The organism is Lactiplantibacillus sp. 3062, from assembly GCF_055413545.1.
Genome location: NZ_JBVAYE010000001.1, coordinates 451,765 through 470,067 on the forward strand (window position 1 = coordinate 451,765; position 18,303 = coordinate 470,067).

Consider the following 18,303-nt stretch of genomic DNA (forward strand, 5'->3'; position numbering starts at 1 on the left):
AATATTTGCGAGTCTTGTAAAAAGAGACTAGGCTGTAGTTATGGTTAATATTTTTATATTTAGGATTACTTATTGCAATTTTTAATGACCGAACTAAGGAGTGTGGACTTATGAAACTTATTAGATTGCGAATTGAAAATGACGCGATGGATATCGCTTATCATCCAGTATCGGGGCAAGCCGCAACGGCCCATTACCTGATTGCCTATAATTCTGACCAAACAATTGGTGAAAATCTAGAGAACATCAAGGTTCGCTTAGCCGGACTTCAATTCGATGCTGCTATTCTTGAAAACGGACTGTCCTATCCATTCTCAGACACAATCGTCGGTGTCAACTATGATCGCATTGATGTCGGGCTAGCTTTGACTAATTTGCTTAATATCCCAGTCGTTAGCCAAGCTGCCGTTGATCAACTTGGACTAGTAGCCGCAGTTAAAGCTAAAAGTGCCTATTTAAAATGGCATTTGGATTACTACGGCCAATACCACGGTGTCCGTAATAATGGTCAAGAAGCCATGTTGACCATTGGTAACGGTTATTTTGGTCTACGGGGCGCCTTTTTGGAAAGTCACGCCGACAAGGACAATTATCCTGGGACATACGTTGCCGGGGTCTATGATCAAACCACCACGACTGTTCATGACCACCAAGTGAAGAATGAAGATTTAGTCAATTTACCGAACGCTCAGTTCATGACTTTCGGTATTGATCATCAGACTCCCTTTACACTCAACGAACATGATTTACAAGATGCTTATCGGAGCCTTGATTTGAAAACGGGACTCTTGACGACCACTAAATTGATTCAGCTCGCTTCCGGACATCAACTCAGAATCCGGTCGCAGAAAGTCGCCAACATGCGTGATTGGCACCGTTACAGCATTCGTTACCAAGTCACCCCACTCAACTTTGCGGGTAGTCTACAAATCTATACCGAAATCGACGGTAGCGTCGTGAATAGCAACGTTAGCCGCTATAACGTCTTCGATCAGCATCATCTGAAGACTATGGGCATCGAAACGGCTGCTAATACCGTCTACCTTTCTGGTCAGACCAAATCATCACATATCAATTACACGATTGGGGCCAAACTAACTAGCCCAGACGTTCCTGCAATTGAGAACTTTAATAGCACGCAACAACCTCAGGGCGTTCAGCAAACCGTTTCACTGGCGGTAGAAGCTGGTAAAACGTATACCTTCGATAAGAACGTCGTCATTGCAACTAGTAATGACCATAGTGATCCCCAGTTGACCCACGTCCAAGCCGAGCTCGACCAGTCCAGTTTTGACAATACGGTAACCACTAGCAAGGACTATTGGGAAGCGACTTGGCGCGCCACAGATATTAAGATCCGTGGCGATATTACAAGCCAACGCTTACTGCGCGTCAATATTTACCACAGTTTCGTTTCCGCTGCCGCAATTGAAAGCGGCCAATTAGACGCTTCCGTTGGTGCTCGGGGGCTCCACGGAGAAGCTTACCGGGGACACGTCTTTTGGGACGAAATGTTCATTTTACCATTCTACACGTTGCACCGACCGGAACTAGCCAAACAACTCTTAGCTTATCGTTACCGGCGACTACCAATGGCGCGTAAAAATGCCGAAGCAGAAGGCTATGCGGGAGCCATGTACCCCTGGCAATCAGCATCCAAGGGTGATGAACAATCTCAATTCACTCACTTAAATCCCATTACTAAAACCTGGGATCCAGATAATAGCCGGCTCCAGCGACACGTCTCGTTAGATATTGCCTACAACGTCTGGTTTTACTACCACGTTACTCAGGACCGTGATTTCTTAACTCATTATGGTATGGAAATGTTGCTATCGATCGCAGCCTTTTGGATCAGTAAAGCAGATTATGACCAAGCTAATGGCCGTTATAACATTAGTGGGGTCATGGGACCAGATGAATTCCATGAAAACTATCCAAACAGCACGACCGCTGGATTGAAGAATAATGCCTATACCAATATCATGGTTGCGTGGCTCTTTGACACGATCACCATGCTTCGGGCTCAGATGCCCCAAGCTGCTTTTCAAGCGGCAGCTCAGGCCGCACAATTTGACTCAACGGCTGAGCAAGCGTTAACGACGATCAGTCATCAATTAACACTTGAAATCAATCGTCGGGGAATCATTGCTCAATTTGAGGGGTACTTCAACCTACCGACGCTTGACTTTCAAGCTTATCGGCAAAAGTACGGTGACATCGCCCGGATGGACCGGATCTTGAAAGCAGAGTCTAAGACACCCGATGCTTACCAAGTGGCCAAACAAGCAGACGCCTTGATGGCCTTTTATAACTTCGATGTCACAACTGTTCAGAAGATTATTGAAAAAATGGGATATCAACTTCCTAAAGAGTATCTGACCCATAACATTCAATACTATTTAGCGCGCACAACGCATGGTTCCACTCTCTCGCGGATCGTTTACGCCGTTTTGAATCAGCTTGACGATAACGACGATGATGCCTGGAAGCTTTTCTCAGAGGCCCTCGCATCCGACTATTACGACATTCAAGGTGGGACGACCGCTGAAGGGATTCACCTCGGCGTCATGTGTGCGACCTTAAACCTGACGACACGGAACTTTGGCGGGGTCAATCCACTAGGTGCCCACTTACAGGTGAACCCACGGCTACCTGAACACTGGCAAACATTGAAATTCAAGCATCTCTTTCGGGGTGTTCACTATGTTTTCGTTATCGATCATCAACGGGTAACCGTCACTGCGGACCAACCCAGCACGATTATGATTGGAAAACAGCATTACCAATTACAAGCTAAGAAACCACTTTCCGTCACTTATACCGATTAATCTAGGAGGCAATCAACATGGTTAAATTTGCAGCAATCAAGGGGTTTGTCTTTGACCTCGATGGCGTTATCACGGACACATCTACTTTTCATAGCCAAGCTTGGCACCAGATCGCCGATAAAGTCGGGGTCAGTTGGAATGATCAATTAGCTGACGCGCTCAAAGGTATCAGTCGGATGGATTCACTCAACCTCATTCTAGCTCAAGGGCACCGAGAAAATGACTTCACACCGGCCCAAAAACAAGCGCTAGCTACGGAAAAGAACACCAATTATTTGCAGCTCGTTAACCAAATGACCCCAGCCAACATTCTACCAGGCATCACCGCCTTTTTGACTGAATTAACAACGGCTGGCTACGCATTGTCACTCGCTTCAGCATCAAAAAATGCTCCGCTTGTGCTACGTAAACTCGGTCTTAGTGACTACTTTACGAAGGCCGTCGACCCCGCTAGTCTCAAACACGGTAAACCTGATCCCGAGATTTTTCGGCGCGGTGCTGAGATTTTAGGCCTTAATCCAGCTGACTGTATTGGTGTCGAGGACGCGGCGGCTGGCGTACAATCGATCAAAGGCGCTGGCGAAACTGCCATCGGTATTGGTGACCCGACCGTTTTAGCGGCGGCAGATATCAATTTTACCGATACGACTCAGCTCACACTCGCCAATATTAAGGCACAACTAAACTAACGTATTTCCATTAAACTCATCACAAAACAAACCGGATTTGGCGACCACGTCATGGTTACCAAATCCGGTTTGTTTTGTTTAAGCCAGTCGCTAATCTCACCAGTTGGACTGCTCACTGGAAGCTTATAATTATCAGACTAGCTGTCAATTCTCAAATCAAATCAAAATGTTGCAATCCTTGGGCAATCCCGCCGTGCATGTTGTCAGCGGTCACGTACCGCGCGAGTTGTTTGACCTGCGGATGACCATTGCCCATTGCAATCGGTGTCTGGATCATTCGGAACATCTCAATATCATTTAATTGATCACCAAACGCATAGGTCGGTACCTTAGTTAAATGCGCCTTGGTTAAGATATCCTGAATTCCAACCGCCTTGGAGACGCCCCATTGCATAGTGTCCAGCGCACGCGGATTATTACGAACAAAATGTAGTCGGCCTCGATATCGCTGCCGATATTGCGCCGCATTCAACGGATCAAACGTCAGTAAGAAATTAATATGTTGATGTTCAAAAAAGTGCGGTGCGACCCGGGCCGTCTGTCTGAGTGCCCGATAATTACTGGTTGTCAATGCATCACGATGGCTTAACGCAAAACCGGCGTTATTATAATAAGCTAGCGCATTCTGTTGGCGATTGGCAAAATGAGTAATATCGGTCAAAAGCTCCTTATCCAGTTCGTGCGCACTCAAAAACTGCCCTTGATACGCGACGTAACTCCCATTCGCACTGACGATTGAATCGATCCCCGTCGTTGTCATCACATCTTGAACTTCGAATACATTGCGACCCGTGGCAATGACGGGTAGGACGTGGTTAGCTCGTAATTGCTGGATTGCCCGCACACTGCTGGCCGCAACCGTCTTATCGTCCTGCATTAACGTTCCATCCAAATCAAAAAACACTACTGCTTGGTACAACCAATTACCCCCTAATTAATCAGTCACTGGCCAATAACCAGCGCCACCAATACACTAATTACCTTCGTGATGACGTCTATTTAAAACCATCCGAAAAGGTGCTTTAGTGTTTACCTTTATTATAAGCACCTCGTCTGAACAACGCAGACATTCTGCTTATAAGCGCACAAAAATGCGTGGCCAATCAAGGAAAGCCACGCACTAATGTGCCTACGTCTCATTAAGGATCGATGAGTACTTCGTAATACATAATCAATAGCGGGGTGCTATTAAAAAGTACAATTATACTATACGGCTGAACCGTACTAACAATCATCAAGTTCCTGTAAAATTTAGGTAAAGTTTTCAATAAGGCGCAACTGTTCACCACCCAGCGTCTGCGTCACAAGGGAGCGTTGAATCGCTTGTGCTAATTTTATGGGCACACCACTCAACTTTAAATCGTGACTCGTCATGGTTCGCGGCTCAGTAGTCACATTGACAATCACCATCACGGTCTGATCAGCCTGCCAATAAAGGTAGCCAATGCCATAATCTGCCAAGTAAAACGGCACAAAGTGGGCTGTGTTTAACCACGGGTGCCGTTGACGCCAATTCGCCCAGTCAGCGACAAACTGAACTTGCGCCTGATCTGCGTCCTGCCACGGATAAAACGCACGGTTATCAGGGTCTTTCCCCCCCATCATCAACGCCTCATCACCGTAATACAGGCACGGTACACCTGGAAGCGTCAAGAGTAGTTGGACGGCCAAACGTAGGCGTTGGCGATCTTCGGCTAACATAGTCAGGATTCTGGGCGTATCATGGCTACCGATGTTATTGAAGTTAAAGCGAAACGTCGTAGCGGGATAATTTTCCTTGAGGGTCATTAGTTCACGCCACCATTCGGCCGGTGTTAGCGTGCCGTTTAAAACGTGAATAATCAAGCGGCGGAGCGGATAATTCATGACAGCCTGTAAGCCGCCGCCCTCTAAGTAGTGCCGGCGCATCCCATACGCTAATTTATGAGAGGCATCCTCCCAAACTTCACCGATCAAAACCTTATCCGGATAACGGTCAAGGGTCCGTCGAATTCCAGCAATGAAATCGTCTGGCAACTCATCCGCGACATCTAGGCGCCAGCCATCCACACCGCGTTGCGTCCAATAGTCAATGACCGAATCGGGTTTACCAAAGATAAAATCGCGGTATGTTGGATCGTCTTTATCAACTGTCGGCAGATCACGGATGCCCCACCAGCTATCGTAATCGTGGGGATAATGAATGAATGTGAACCACGGGTAGTACGGACTCGTGGTCGACTGAGTTGCCCCAACCGTCGGGTAATGGCCCGCCTGATTGAAATACTTAGAATCCACACCAACATGGTTAAAAACACCGTCTAAGATCAGTCGCATACCGGCCCGGTGTACGGCCGCGACCAGGTTATCAAAGTCCGTCAAATCGCCGACGACCGGATCAATCTTCAGATAGTCACCCGTATCATACCGATGATTACTGCTGGCCTCAAAGATCGGCGTCAGATAAATAATTGTCACACCGAGTCGCTGTAAATATGGAATCTTAGCACTAATACCGCGCAAATTACCACCGTAAAAATCCCAGCGTAAAATCGCCCAGTGTTCATCACGCACGTATAGTGGGCGATCCGTTAGTTGACCATAAATAAAGCTATTTGGCTTGGGCGCATTAACGTGGCCATCCGCGTTGCCATTATTGAAGCGGTCAACAAAGATCTGATAAGCAACCCCTTCACGATACCATTGTGGCAATGTTTCTACTGCTTTCAAGATTGTCAATTGATACATTTGAACATGCTCGCGCAAGACGTATTGAACGCCCGGGCCACCATAACCACCATCAACGCAACCATAATAAGCGGTCATGGTCGCCGTTTCAATCCGAAAATAGTAGAAGTACAGGCCAACCTGGGTCGGTATAAACGTGGCCGTATACATTGTGGGACTGATTGGATGTAACGGTAAGGCCTGTTCATCATCCCACTGACCATCATGAGCCACGCATAAATCAATCTGCTTAACCGGCGTTACTGTCTGAACACTGATTGTGAATTGAACGGGTGTCTGGCGGGTCACGGCACCAAAGGGTGTCTTATACGTGGGTAAAAATGAGTTATACGTTACCTGCATCCGTCACCCTTCCTTTCTTAATTCAGTCGTTCGTGGGGCACTTGCCAAATATCGTCAGCATACCGCGCCACTGCTAAGTCCGCGGCAAAGTGTCCCGAAGCGGCAATGTTGGCTAACGAGCGTTGTTGCCAAGTGGGTTGATTTTGAAAATCACGACTGATCTGCTGTTGTTGGGTGACATAAGCCCGGTAATCGGCTAAGACAAAGAATTCATCATTATACCGCAGTAATGAATCATAGATTTCCCGACCAACCGTTGGAATTCCCGGAATCGTGCCATCAATCAAACTATCTAAGAGCCGTTTTAATTCAGGATCAGCATCGTAAAAGTCAGCGGCGTGATAGTTGCCGCGATGGTAATAGTCGTACACTTCATTGACCTTAAGCCCAAACGGATATTCATTTTCAGCACCCGCCGCTTGCATAATGTCGATATTCGCGCCGTCATACGTTGCCAATGATAATGCACCGTTGACCATCAGTTTCATGTTACTAGTCCCCGACGCTTCTTTGGAGGCCGTTGAAATCTGCTCGCTAACGTCGGCGGCGGGAATGATCAGTTCGGCAATGGAGACCCCGTAGTTCGGAATAAAGACGATCTTTAACCGATCACCAATCGCCGGGTCCTGATTCACCATGTCAGCGACGACATTAATGAGTTTGATAATCGCCTTGGCATAGTGATAACTAGGAGCCGCCTTGGCACCGAAAATGTGTACTCGCGGCACGACTGGCTGTTGCGGATGATCCTTAATGGCAAAATACTCGCGCAAGATTTCAAAGACGTGTAGGAGTTGCCGCTTATAAGCATGCAACCGTTTGATTTGAACATCGTAAATCGCGTCGGTGCGAATCTTGATCCCCATAGTACGCTGAACGTACGCGGCTAAAGCTTGCTTGTTAGTCAGTTTAACTTGACCTAACTGGTACAAAAAGTGATCATCTTGTTGATACGGCAGTAGCGTCTGTAATAAATCTGGTTGCCGCCGCCAGTCCGAACCAATCGTCTGATCAATCAATTGCGCTAGTGGTTGGTTCGCCAATTGAACCCACCGCCGGGTTGCAATGCCATTCGTCTTATTATTAAACCGCTCCGGATAAACTTGATACAGGCCCCGTAACACATCCGTTTTCAGTAATTCCGTATGCAGTGGCGCGACACCGTTCACACTGTGACTCCCAATCACAGCTAGGTAGGCCATCCGTACTTGTCCGTTGCCTAAAGGCGCCGTCTGATCAACGAGCGCTTTGCCAAAAATCGGCGTTTGTTGTTCCCGGTAGCGCCGGTCGATTTCCGCAATAATCTGATAGATCCGGGGTAGCAGGTTTTTAAACATATCGATTGGCCAAGTCTCGAGGGCCTCTTGTAAAATCGTATGGTTCGTGTAACTCATGACTTGCGTCGTTAACGTCCACGCGACTTCCCATGAACAGTGATGTTCATCCATTAATAGCCGCATCATCTCAGGGATCACCAGCGTCGGGTGCGTATCGTTAATGTGAATCGCGACCTTTTTGCCTAACAATTTGATGCCATGGTGCGTCGCACAAAAATCACGCACGATACTTTGAACACCCGCAGAAGAGAAAAAGTATTCTTGGCGTAAACGCAGTTGTTGCCCGGCCGAGTTAGAATCGTCAGGATACAAGACCTTGGTAATCTCACTGATTCGATCACGCTGATCCTGCGAAGAATAGGTCGCACTGGGTGGTAACTCCGCGGACCACAAACGCAAGGTGTTCGTAATATCGTTGTGATACCCGACGATACCAACGTCGTAAGGAACCGCTAGCACGTCTTCCATATTTTCAGATTGCGGTTGTAAACTACCATCCGCTTGCGGTTGTAACCACACATTGCCGCCGAACTGGACAATGCAGCTCTTGTTATCGCGCCGGGTCTCCCACACGTTGCCATGATGGAGCCAATCATCGGGTAATTCTACTTGATAGCCATCCATGAAAACTTGTTTGAACAAGCCGTAACGATAGCGGATGCCGTTACCGTTGCCGGCAATTTTCAAACTAGCCATCGCGTCCATATAACAGGCTGCCAACCGACCTAATCCTCCGTTACCAAGCGCCGGATCAGGTTCAGCCTGACTGATTGTCTCAAAGTCTAAGCCTAATTCCGTTAGCCCTTTTTTTACCGTCGTCAATAAGTTGAGATTCAACAAATTAGAAGCGAGTAAGCGTCCCGGCAAGAACTCGATGGAAAAATAATAGACTTGTTTCTGATGATGATCGCGGTAAAATTTAGCTGTTCGTGTCCAACTCTGACTGTTATAGCGCCGAACTAGCTGTCCCAGTGCAATAAATTGCCCAATCGTCGAGGTGTCACTCAGCGATGTTGAATACAAGGTCTCAATTTCACTTAGAAAGTCCTTTTTAAATTGCGCACACGTTAATTTCAAATTCACACCCCCATCAAACCTAACGCATTAGCTTCTGATAAGTCGCACGGTACTGCTGTGCAGAATGTTCCCAGCCAAAATCACAAGTCATTGCTTGGTGCTGCAGCTGCCGCCAAACCAGTGGATGCTGCCGATATAAGGTCACGGCTAGAACCATAATTTTACGTAGAACCGCTGGCTGGTAGTCGTCAAAGCTAAAGCCGGTTCCCTGATCGGTATAGCGATTGTACGGAATGACCGTGTCCCGCAACCCACCGACCGCGTGCACGATCGGTAACGTCCCGTAATGCATCGCCATCATCTGCGACAAGCCACACGGTTCAAAGGCAGAAGGCATAAGAAAGATATCACTGGCCGCATAGATTTGCTGAGCTAGCTGCGTATCAAATTGAATCGCGGCGACCACCTTTTGCGGATACGCCGACTGATAGGTGCGTAACGCGCGTTCCAATGCTGGGTCACCCGTTCCCAAAACAATGAGTTGCACATCTTGTTGCTGCAAGAATGGATTCAATGCATCCAGCAAGAGGTCGATACCCTTTTGCTTCGTTAACCGAGAAACGACTGCCAATACCGGCACGTTTTTGACAGGCAACCCTAATCGGCGCTGTAAAGCACGTTTATTCTGACGCTTAGGTTTCAAATTCTTAGCCGAATAATTCGCCGTTAGTGCCAGGTCGGTTGCGGGATCGTATAATTGCATATCAATGCCATTAAGAATCCCACTCAGTTTGTACCGATTGGCCCGCAGCACCCCGTCGAGACGTTCCCCAAAAGCTGGTGTTTGAATCTCTTGTGCGTAGGTCGGTGACACCGTATTAACGGCATCTGCAAAGTTAATACCGCCCTTCAGCCAGTTCACTTGATCGTAAAACGCCACGCCGGCTTCGGTGTAAGTCTCAGTTCCGATTCGAAAGAGACTATCCAAAATAATCGGATCGTAGACACCTTGAAACTGTAAGTTATGAATCGTCAGCACCGTTTTAATATCACGATACGCTTCGATCCAATAGTACTTTTCCGCTAGCAAGACAGGAATAAACGCCGTATGCCAATCATTGAGTTGTAAAATATCAGGGATATAATCGATCCGCTCCATCATTTCACAAACCGCCATCTGAAAGAAGGCAAAGCGTTCACCATCATCCCAATAACCATATAATCCTTCACGGCCAAAATAATCTAAATTATCAATTAGATAATACTGAACGTGCGCGACTGTCAGAGTTTTAATACCGCAATACATCGCATGTTCACCCACTTGAACAGTAAAATGCGTCACTGGCACTAACTGCTGCTGATATTCGGTCGGCATCTGGTGAGGGTAATACGGAATCACTACACGCGTCTCGATTCCTTCCGCTTGCAAGGCGCGCGGTAACGCCATACTAACATCGCCTAAGCCACCAGTCTTATAAAAAGGGGCCGCTTCTGCCGCCGCGAATAATACCCTAGTCATGCACAGCCACCTCCGCTTGTTGAAAGACGTGCTGCCCTTTGCTGATGACTAACGGTGTCGTTGAAGTTCCTTTAAGCACTAGGTTGGGCCCGATTACGGCGTCTTTATCGATAATGACGTTTTCTAACTTACAACCGGCACCGATCCGGGCCCCCTGCATAATGATGGCATTTTTAACTTGGCTATCACGATTAATCAGTACATCCCGAAAGATGACGGAGTGGTCAAGTTGCCCTTCAATATAGCCCCCAGTACCACATAAACTATCACGACACTGTGAACCAGTCGCAAAGAACGTCGGGATTTCATTTTTGACCTTGGTGTAAATACGGCGCGAACTGTAGAATAACGCTCGGAAATTAGCTTCATCCAAAACGGCCATATTGGCCGCAAAGTAGCTGTTGATATCATGAATATTCGCCTGAAAGCCCGTATATTCAAAAGCATTAGCGTTATGTTGGATGACTGCTTGCCGCATCAATTCCTCTAGGCTGATCATGTCACCCCGTTGATTGGCCGACTGCAATAATTCGATTAAATCGACCGTACTCATCAAGTAAATAGCCATGCTCTTGGCAACTTGTTTCGTCTTCGGGCTAATCTTGGCCTTGCTCATCGGAACGACCGCCGTTGCTTCTCCCTTAGCAGTCAATTGTAAGATTGTATTTTCGGGAATCAAACTAGCTGGATCAACGCGCTTATAAACCGCCGTCACGGGACTGTTACGTTCCTCGTGATACCGTAGTAGCGCCTTTAAATCAATATTACCGACATTGCGAGTACTCATCACTACCGAGTACTCACTCTGGCTGCATTTCAGAAACTGAATCGAATTATCATAGTAATGGTGCAGTAATGCGGCCTTCTTTTCTGGCGCCACTAATTTCAAGTCATTGTATGGGGACAAGAATAGGCCGCCGCGAATTGTGTTCAGGCTCCAGTCACGCCCGCTACGCAAATGGTCAGCCACGGAACGCCCTGACCGCGGGACCGTCACCATCACATTTTGAATCCCCGCATTGATGACACTCGATAATTGAAAATCAACCAACCGATAACGACCACCAAAGGGTAACATTCCAACTGGCCGAACTGCAGTCAATGGTTGTAACGCGTCACTTGGTTCCAGTAAATTAATAATGGCACTCACTTGTTCACGTCTCATGGTTGTTCCACCCCCATCGTTTCGTGATACCCAACAACTGCAATCTTATCAGTCGTACCAATAATCTGGGCATCATCACCAATAACTGCATCTTCGCCAATCAATGCGTGGTCAATCACCACATTTTTTCCAATCGTTGCACCGGGCATAATCATACTGTCGACCACGCGACTACCCATCCCAACTGACACGCGTTGCGATAAGATTGAATGATCAATTTCGCCCGCAACGTAACAACTATCAACGACCATGGCATTATTGACCTGGCTCGTTTCCGTCAAAAACATCGGTGGTAGCACCTCTGCTTTAGAGTAAATCCGCCAGTAACGATCGCCGATATTTAACCGGTTATGGGGCGATAGGAATTCCATATTGGCTTGCCACAGGCTCTTAATCGTTCCAACATCTCGCCAGTAACCCTTAAAAGCATAAGCGTAAACGGATTCATTATTGGCTAAGTATGATGGAATGACATTTTTACCAAAGTCTTCAAGTGACTTATCGGTAGCATAACTCTTAACTAAGTAATCCCGCAAAGTCGGCCAATTGAAGATATAAATGCCCATCGAGGCTTTATCACTCTTAGGATGTTCCGGTTTTTCCTCAAACTCAATGATTCGATCCGTCGCATCCGTATTCATCATGCCAAAGCGTTTGGCTTCTTCGTTAGTCACGTGGATCACCCCAACGGTCAACGAAGCCTTCTTCTCCTGATGATATTTCAGCATAGCGTCATAATCCATCTTATAAATATGATCGCCAGATAAGACGAGCAGGTACTTGGGGTCTTGTTGATCAATATATTCAATATTTTGATAAATGGCGTGCGCCGTCCCTTGAAAGAACTTCTCACCTTCACTAGACGAGTATGGTTGTAAAACCGTCACCCCACCATTTAAGCTATCAAAGCCCCAGCTCGCACCGCTACCAATATGTGCATTCAGTTCTAGGGGTTGATATTGCGTGATAACCCCAACGGTATTCACACCCGAGTTAGCACAGTTGCTGAGTGTAAAATCAATAATTCGGTAACGACCGCCGAATGGCACGGCGGGCTTAGCCGTATCCTTCGTCAACTTACCAAGCCGGGTGCCCTGACCGCCCGCTAAAATAATCCCTAACATTTCATCTTGCATGCTTAACTCCCCCTATCACTTTAACTGGTCGAATCAACAATGCACCCATCGCCGGCAAGGTCACGGTAAAACTAGCTGGTTGCCCCCGATACGGCTTATCGACCGCCGTAAACGTTGTTTCTAGCTTTGTCCACGTGCCGCCGAAAGCCTGCGCTTCAGTGTTGAGTAACAACTCATAACGGCCACGATACGGTACGCCGATCCGGTAATCTTGACGTTCAACAGGAACAAAATTGAAAGCAGCGACCACAAAACTGTATTTCCGTTTGGCCTGCCGGATAAACCCCATGGTCGAACTGTCAGGATCATCGGTATGTGTATAAATAATCCCCGCAGGATCATGGTCCTGTTCCCACAACGGCCGATTGTGCCGATAGACCGCGTTCAGTTGCGTTGTGAACTGTTGCATCCGATGGTTGAGATCATCCTTTAAGTCGACCCATTCCAACGCACTCCAGTCCCGCCACTCTAGGAACTGCCCCCACTCTGAGCCCATAAAATTCAGTTGTTTTCCTGGGAAGGCAGCCATATAAGTTAGCATCGTCCGCAAATTTGCAAACTGATTATAGCGGTCCCCCGGCATTTTATGCATTAATGATTTCTTGCCGTGCACGACTTCATCATGTGAAAACGGTAGAATAAACCGTTCATCGAACATGTACACGAATGCAAATGTCAGTAGATTAAAGTGGTCGTGCCGATATAACGGATCCATCATGAAGAAATCCAGGGTATCGTGCATCCACCCCATGTTCCACTTATAGTTAAATCCCAATCCGCCATTGGCCACCGAACCCGTAACCTGCGGATAGGCGGACGACTCTTCCGCAATCATCAAGATATCGGGATGGTGGGTTAAGACCGTGGTGTTCAACTTTTGTAAAAAGGCGATGCCTTCTAAATTACGATTATCCCCATACTGATTAGCCTGCCCTTCGCGCCCTTCATCATAGTCGCAATACAACATGTTAGAGACAGCATCCACTCGCAAGCCATCTAGATGACACTGATCGAGCCAATATTCGGCGCTTGAAATCAGAAAACTCTGAACCTGTGTTTTACCGAGATCAAAATTCCATGCCCCCCAACGACGGTTATTCGCGCGCTCAGGATCAGCGTATTCAAATGTCGGCGTACCATCATACTGGTACAACGCATCATAATTGCGAATAAAGTGACCCGGTACCCAATCAACGAATACCCCGATATTCGCTTGGTGACACTGGTCAACAAAGCTGAGAAAACTGTCACGCTTGCCAAAACGACTGGTTGGCGCAAAATACCCTAATTGCTGATAACCCCAAGACGCATCTAACAAATGTTCCATCACGGGCATTAATTCAATGTGGGTATAGCCCCGTTGTTTTACATAGGGAATCAGTTCAGCGGCTAATTCCGCATAAGTGTAGTAGCTACCATCAAGATGACGGCGCCACGAACCTAAGTGCACCTCATAAATGTTAATTGGCCGATTGGCAGCGCGCGACTTCTTCCGGCGAGCTAGCCACAAACTATCGTGCCAACGCATCGTCATCGGCTCAACAACTACGGCCGCATCCCCCGGTTTTCGTTCGAACTGTTGTGCAAACGGGTCAATCTTTAGTTGCACTTGGCCAGTTGGTGTTGTGATCTGAAACTTGTATAACTGACCCGCATGAACGTTCGGAACTTGTCCTTGCCAAATCCCCGTCGCCCCTAATAACTTTAGTGCGCTTGGTTGCCAGTCATTAAAATCGCCAACAACCCCGACAGCCTTAGCATGCGGCGCCCAGACGCGAAATACCGCCCGACCAGATGCGCCCAAATGACAGCCTAAGTAATCCTGACTATTAAATCCTGCGCCGGTATTAAATAAGTAACTTGCATCATTCATTTCCGTAGTTTGTTTAACCAAAGCATCACACCCCCTATGTGATTAACTGAGCAGATTATAAAATTAATCTTATTATAAGAAGGTGACAGGGTGTTTGCCTATCCTTGATAAGGTCGCCTTACTTAATGATCAAACAGGGCACAAACCCCTAAAAGATAACGATTATTATGACTAGTCACCCAGACCGCTGCAAACTGATTCAGGACAACTATTCACAGTTAAGCCCGTGGTTATCCGTTTTATTGCGCCGTTTGCCAAAACATCAAAAAAAGCCCGAAAAAACGCGTTTTTTCGGGCTAGTTGATTTATTCAATTACATTTCTATCAAATTAATAATATTTATCTGACTGATTACTTCCAGTAGGCATAGCGATAAAGGGCGTCTCGCAACAATGTGAAGTGAACCCCACCAACCTTGTTACTGATCAAGTGAGCAGCAGCAGTTTGATAAATCGGTGTGACCCCCTGTTGCTGAGCGACTAGCTTAGCCGCTTGCTGCATCGTCTGATATCGGGCCTTAGTTGACTGCTTATCGGCCGTAATCGTTGAGATTAATTGCTCATATTTCGCATTGTTAAACTTCCCAAAGTTGACAGAATTAGTTATCGAAGCCTTATTCAAGAAATCAACTGGATCTTGGAAATCACTCGACCACGACAACGTGGCAAAGTCAAAATCACCCTTGCTTAAAGTTGAAATCTCATTTGTCAGTGGTACTGACTTGACATTGACCGTGACACCACTAAGATTTTTCTCAATTGCAGCTTGAATATATTCTGCCACCGACTTATTAATATCATTATCGTTCGTCAATAATTGCAGTGTTAACTTTTGCTTTCCTAAGCTTGCCTGAGCCTTCTGCCAATACTGTTTAGCCTTTGCTGGACTGTATGGATACAAATTTCCGGTATCCGTATTAAAATCTTTCCCTGTTGTCGGGTTCTTGGTATTGCCAGCAGGAACTAATGACGTCGCCGCTACTGAGCCGTCTTTGAGAACGTTCTTAACCAATGACTGGCGATTCAAAGCGTAACTCACAGCACGCCGCAAGTCAGTATTCTGCAATGCTGAGCGCTTCTGGTTCCACAACATGAAGTAGAGTTGATTTAACTTCGTAACCTTCATCTGACTTTTTAGTGACCCTTGCTCAGCTGCCGATACTTGGGTGCCCGTAATCTGGGTGACTTGGACCTCATTGCTTTGGAAGAGGTTCTCGGCCGTACTGTTATTTTTGACCGTCTGCACCTTAATATTCTTGATTCGGACCTGTTTACGGTCATAATAATACGGGTTCTTCACATATTTCCACGTGTCATTCGTCCCATTCCAACTCTTCAAGACATAGGGACCATTAGAGAGCGTTCGCTGTGCCGATGTCCCATACTTATTCCCGTATTTCTCAGTAAATTGTTTGTTTAACGGATAGATCTCTGTGGCTAGCCGATAATTAAAATACGGCACGCGCTGTTGCAATGTAATTTGTAACTTATACTTACCCAACGCTTTAACGCCTAAGGTCTTCACCGCCTTCTTACCAGCCGTGATTGCTGTTGCATTCTTGATTTCAGCAACGTGTCCGACTTCCTGTGACTTGGTATTCGGATCGACCTGGCGTTGCACGGAATAAACAAAGTCAGCGGCCGTGACCTTTTTTCCATTCGACCACTTGGCATTGTGCCGCAAATTAAAGGTATAAGTCTTCCCATTATTAGTCGGTTTGACGACTTTCTTGGCAATTGCCGGCACGACTTTCCCCTTTTGATTAGTTGTGTACAAGCCTTCCATAAACTGAGCAATAGCGGCCTGACTAGCGATATCGTCGGCCTTATTAGGATCAGCGGTCGCAATCGACTGGGTCGCCGTTACGTTCAACGTCTTCTGCTGACTACTCTGCTGGCTACCGCAGCCAGTTAACACTAATCCTAGGGCTACAATAGCAATACTGCTGATCCATATTCTTTTTTTCATGAATGATGACTCCTAACTTAACGATGATGTCGGTTACTGGCAACGATACTTCGATTGGCGCCGACAACAACACATCAACGGTAAGCCTCCGTTATCCGTGGTAAACCGGTAATTACTGGTTTTCACGACTACAATAACGTTTTGCAATCCTGCGTTCATCATCATGATTCCTCCCCTTAGATTAAAAACTAATTAAGATAAGATTAGCTTTTAAGTTTACATCTGTCAACTAAAAGTTTCGCTCAGCATTCTAAGTCACCATGGTATTATGCCTTCACTATTCAGGCCGAAACTAGCTTGCGCTTTTGAACCAAACGTATGGTACGCGAGCTTAAAACTAGACCGGCTATGTCGGGTTATCAAATCAAGAAGTCAAAAAACGGATAAACACTTGTCCCCCCAATCGGCAATAAAAAAATCGCTATTAGCCGATATACTGACTAATAACGATACTTGCTCATCAATGGCGAATCTGACCATTGCCATCAATGACGTATTTATAAGATGTTAATTCCGCTAATCCCATCGGACCGCGAGCATGTAACTTCTGCGTTGAAATCCCGATTTCAGCGCCAAACCCAAATTCAAAGCCATCCGTAAACCGGGTGGAAGCATTGATATAAACACACGCTGCGTTGACCCGTTGCTGGAAGAGCTTCCCAGCTTGATAATTATCCGTCACAATAGCTTCGGAATGTTGGGTATTGTAACGATTGATGTGCGTAATGGCCGCTGCTTCTGAATCAACAACTTTCACTGCAATAATTAAATCATTATATTCCGTTCCCCAGTCCGCATCCGTTGCTGGAACCACATCAGGAACAATGGCTTGAGTTGCGGCATCCCCGCGTACTTCTACGCCTTGTTCACGAAGTGCCTGAATCATGCTAGGTAAATAATCGGCCGCAACCTCACGATGAATTAGAAGCTTTTCAGTGGCGTTGCAAACTGATGGTCGCTGAACTTTCCCATTGATCACGATATCGGTTGCCATTTGCAATTGCGCGTCTTTGTCCACGTATACGTGACAATTACCGGCTCCCGTTTCAATAACGGGTACCGTTGCTTTAGCCAACACCGTTTGAATCAAACGGGCGCTCCCGCGTGGAATTAAGACGTCCACGTAATCAGTGAGCTGCATGAACTTAGCCGCAGTCGCATGCGACGTATCCGTAATCAGTTGAATCGCATTCTCATCGACCGCTTCGGCCCGTAATGCACCACGTAAGACTTGGACAAGTGCTTGATTAGAGTGAAGGGCTTCCTTACCACCACGTAAGATTACAGCGTTTCCGGTTTTAAAACACAGTGCTGATGCATCCACCGTCACATTGGGGCGCGCTTCAAAAATCATGCCGATAACACCTAATGGTACCCGTTCCTTGGCAATCATCAACCCGGCCTCGTTGCGCCACGCGCGGTCAACATTTCCAATTGGATCTGGCAAACTCACGACCTGTTTGAGTCCGGTCGCCATATCCTGGATGCGGTCTGCTGTTAGCCGGAGCCGGTCAACAAACTTAACTGGTACTTGCGGGTTCTCTAAATCCTGCGCATTAGCTGCCAATATCTCATCTTGATGGCTCGTTAACGCCGTTGCCATTGCGGTCAACACTTGATTTTTTTGCGCCGTTGAAAGTAACCCCAGCGTATAGCTAGCTTGTTGAGCCTGCTGACCCAACTGTTCTAAATCTACCAT

11 protein-coding genes are annotated in these 18,303 nt (G+C 46.8%); 2 read left to right on the forward strand and 9 right to left on the reverse strand.

Annotated elements, in window-relative coordinates:
- Positions 1–110 precede the first annotated feature (110 nt).
- Together ACWQAU_RS02085 and pgmB are read left to right on the forward strand one after the other, a co-directional pair.
- On the forward strand, positions 111–2,831 hold the full coding sequence (locus tag ACWQAU_RS02085) for a glycoside hydrolase family 65 protein (RefSeq protein WP_027821602.1): 2,721 nt from the start codon (positions 111–113) through the stop codon (positions 2,829–2,831).
- Positions 2,832–2,848: 17 nt separating this feature from the next.
- Complete coding sequence (gene pgmB / locus ACWQAU_RS02090; protein ID WP_003641651.1) at positions 2,849–3,520, forward strand: beta-phosphoglucomutase; 672 nt, start codon at positions 2,849–2,851, stop codon at positions 3,518–3,520.
- Between the two features lie 151 nt (positions 3,521–3,671).
- Here the strand turns inward: pgmB and ACWQAU_RS02095 are convergent, their stop codons facing one another.
- The 9 genes from ACWQAU_RS02095 to ACWQAU_RS02135 form a co-directional block, all read right to left on the reverse strand.
- Positions 3,672–4,439, reverse strand: a complete 768-nt coding sequence (locus tag ACWQAU_RS02095; RefSeq protein WP_021357483.1) for a Cof-type HAD-IIB family hydrolase — start codon at positions 4,437–4,439, stop codon at positions 3,672–3,674.
- A 332-nt stretch (positions 4,440–4,771) separates the two neighbouring features.
- Entirely contained in the window at positions 4,772–6,589 is a 1,818-nt protein-coding gene (locus tag ACWQAU_RS02100) for a glycoside hydrolase family 13 protein (RefSeq protein WP_027821603.1), read from the reverse strand.
- Between the two features lie 17 nt (positions 6,590–6,606).
- On the reverse strand, positions 6,607–9,003 hold the full coding sequence (locus ACWQAU_RS02105; RefSeq protein ID WP_027821604.1) for a glycogen/starch/alpha-glucan phosphorylase: 2,397 nt from the start codon (positions 9,001–9,003) through the stop codon (positions 6,607–6,609).
- Between the two features lie 19 nt (positions 9,004–9,022).
- A complete protein-coding gene (gene glgA / locus ACWQAU_RS02110) occupies positions 9,023–10,462 on the reverse strand; it encodes a glycogen synthase GlgA (RefSeq protein ID WP_016511086.1) in 1,440 nt (479 codons plus the stop codon).
- Entirely contained in the window at positions 10,455–11,627 is a 1,173-nt protein-coding gene (gene glgD, locus ACWQAU_RS02115) for a glucose-1-phosphate adenylyltransferase subunit GlgD (RefSeq protein ID WP_003641646.1), read from the reverse strand. The genes glgA and glgD overlap by 8 nt, the downstream gene beginning before the upstream one ends.
- Positions 11,624–12,763: a glucose-1-phosphate adenylyltransferase gene (locus tag ACWQAU_RS02120; RefSeq protein ID WP_003641645.1), complete on the reverse strand. Its 1,140-nt coding sequence runs from the start codon at positions 12,761–12,763 to the stop codon at positions 11,624–11,626. The genes glgD and ACWQAU_RS02120 overlap by 4 nt, the downstream gene beginning before the upstream one ends.
- Positions 12,753–14,636, reverse strand: coding sequence for a 1,4-alpha-glucan branching protein GlgB (glgB, locus tag ACWQAU_RS02125; protein WP_033608078.1), 1,884 nt, complete (start codon positions 14,634–14,636; stop codon positions 12,753–12,755). Before glgB ends, ACWQAU_RS02120 begins: the two co-directional genes overlap by 11 nt.
- Positions 14,637–14,987: 351 nt before the next feature.
- Complete coding sequence (locus ACWQAU_RS02130; RefSeq protein ID WP_003641642.1) at positions 14,988–16,604, reverse strand: peptide ABC transporter substrate-binding protein; 1,617 nt, start codon at positions 16,602–16,604, stop codon at positions 14,988–14,990.
- A gap of 460 nt (positions 16,605–17,064) precedes the next feature.
- Complete coding sequence (locus ACWQAU_RS02135) at positions 17,065–18,303, reverse strand: glutamate-5-semialdehyde dehydrogenase (RefSeq protein WP_012778280.1); 1,239 nt, start codon at positions 18,301–18,303, stop codon at positions 17,065–17,067.

What these genes read in the sequence shown, in the direction of transcription:
- ACWQAU_RS02085 (WP_027821602.1), top strand. Translation starts at nt 111, where the DNA reads ATGAAACTTATTAGATTGCGAATTGAAAATGACGCGATGGATATCGCT.
- pgmB (WP_003641651.1), top strand. Translation starts at nt 2,849, where the DNA reads ATGGTTAAATTTGCAGCAATCAAGGGGTTTGTCTTTGACCTCGATGGC.
- ACWQAU_RS02100 (WP_027821603.1), bottom strand. Translation starts at nt 6,589, where the DNA reads ATGCAGGTAACGTATAACTCATTTTTACCCACGTATAAGACACCCTTT.
- glgA (WP_016511086.1), bottom strand. Translation starts at nt 10,462, where the DNA reads ATGACTAGGGTATTATTCGCGGCGGCAGAAGCGGCCCCTTTTTATAAG.
- glgD (WP_003641646.1), bottom strand. Translation starts at nt 11,627, where the DNA reads ATGAGACGTGAACAAGTGAGTGCCATTATTAATTTACTGGAACCAAGT.
- ACWQAU_RS02120 (WP_003641645.1), bottom strand. Translation starts at nt 12,763, where the DNA reads ATGCAAGATGAAATGTTAGGGATTATTTTAGCGGGCGGTCAGGGCACC.
- glgB (WP_033608078.1), bottom strand. Translation starts at nt 14,636, where the DNA reads ATGAATGATGCAAGTTACTTATTTAATACCGGCGCAGGATTTAATAGT.
- ACWQAU_RS02130 (WP_003641642.1), bottom strand. Translation starts at nt 16,604, where the DNA reads ATGAAAAAAAGAATATGGATCAGCAGTATTGCTATTGTAGCCCTAGGA.
- ACWQAU_RS02135 (WP_012778280.1), bottom strand. Translation starts at nt 18,303, where the DNA reads ATGGTAGATTTAGAACAGTTGGGTCAGCAGGCTCAACAAGCTAGCTAT.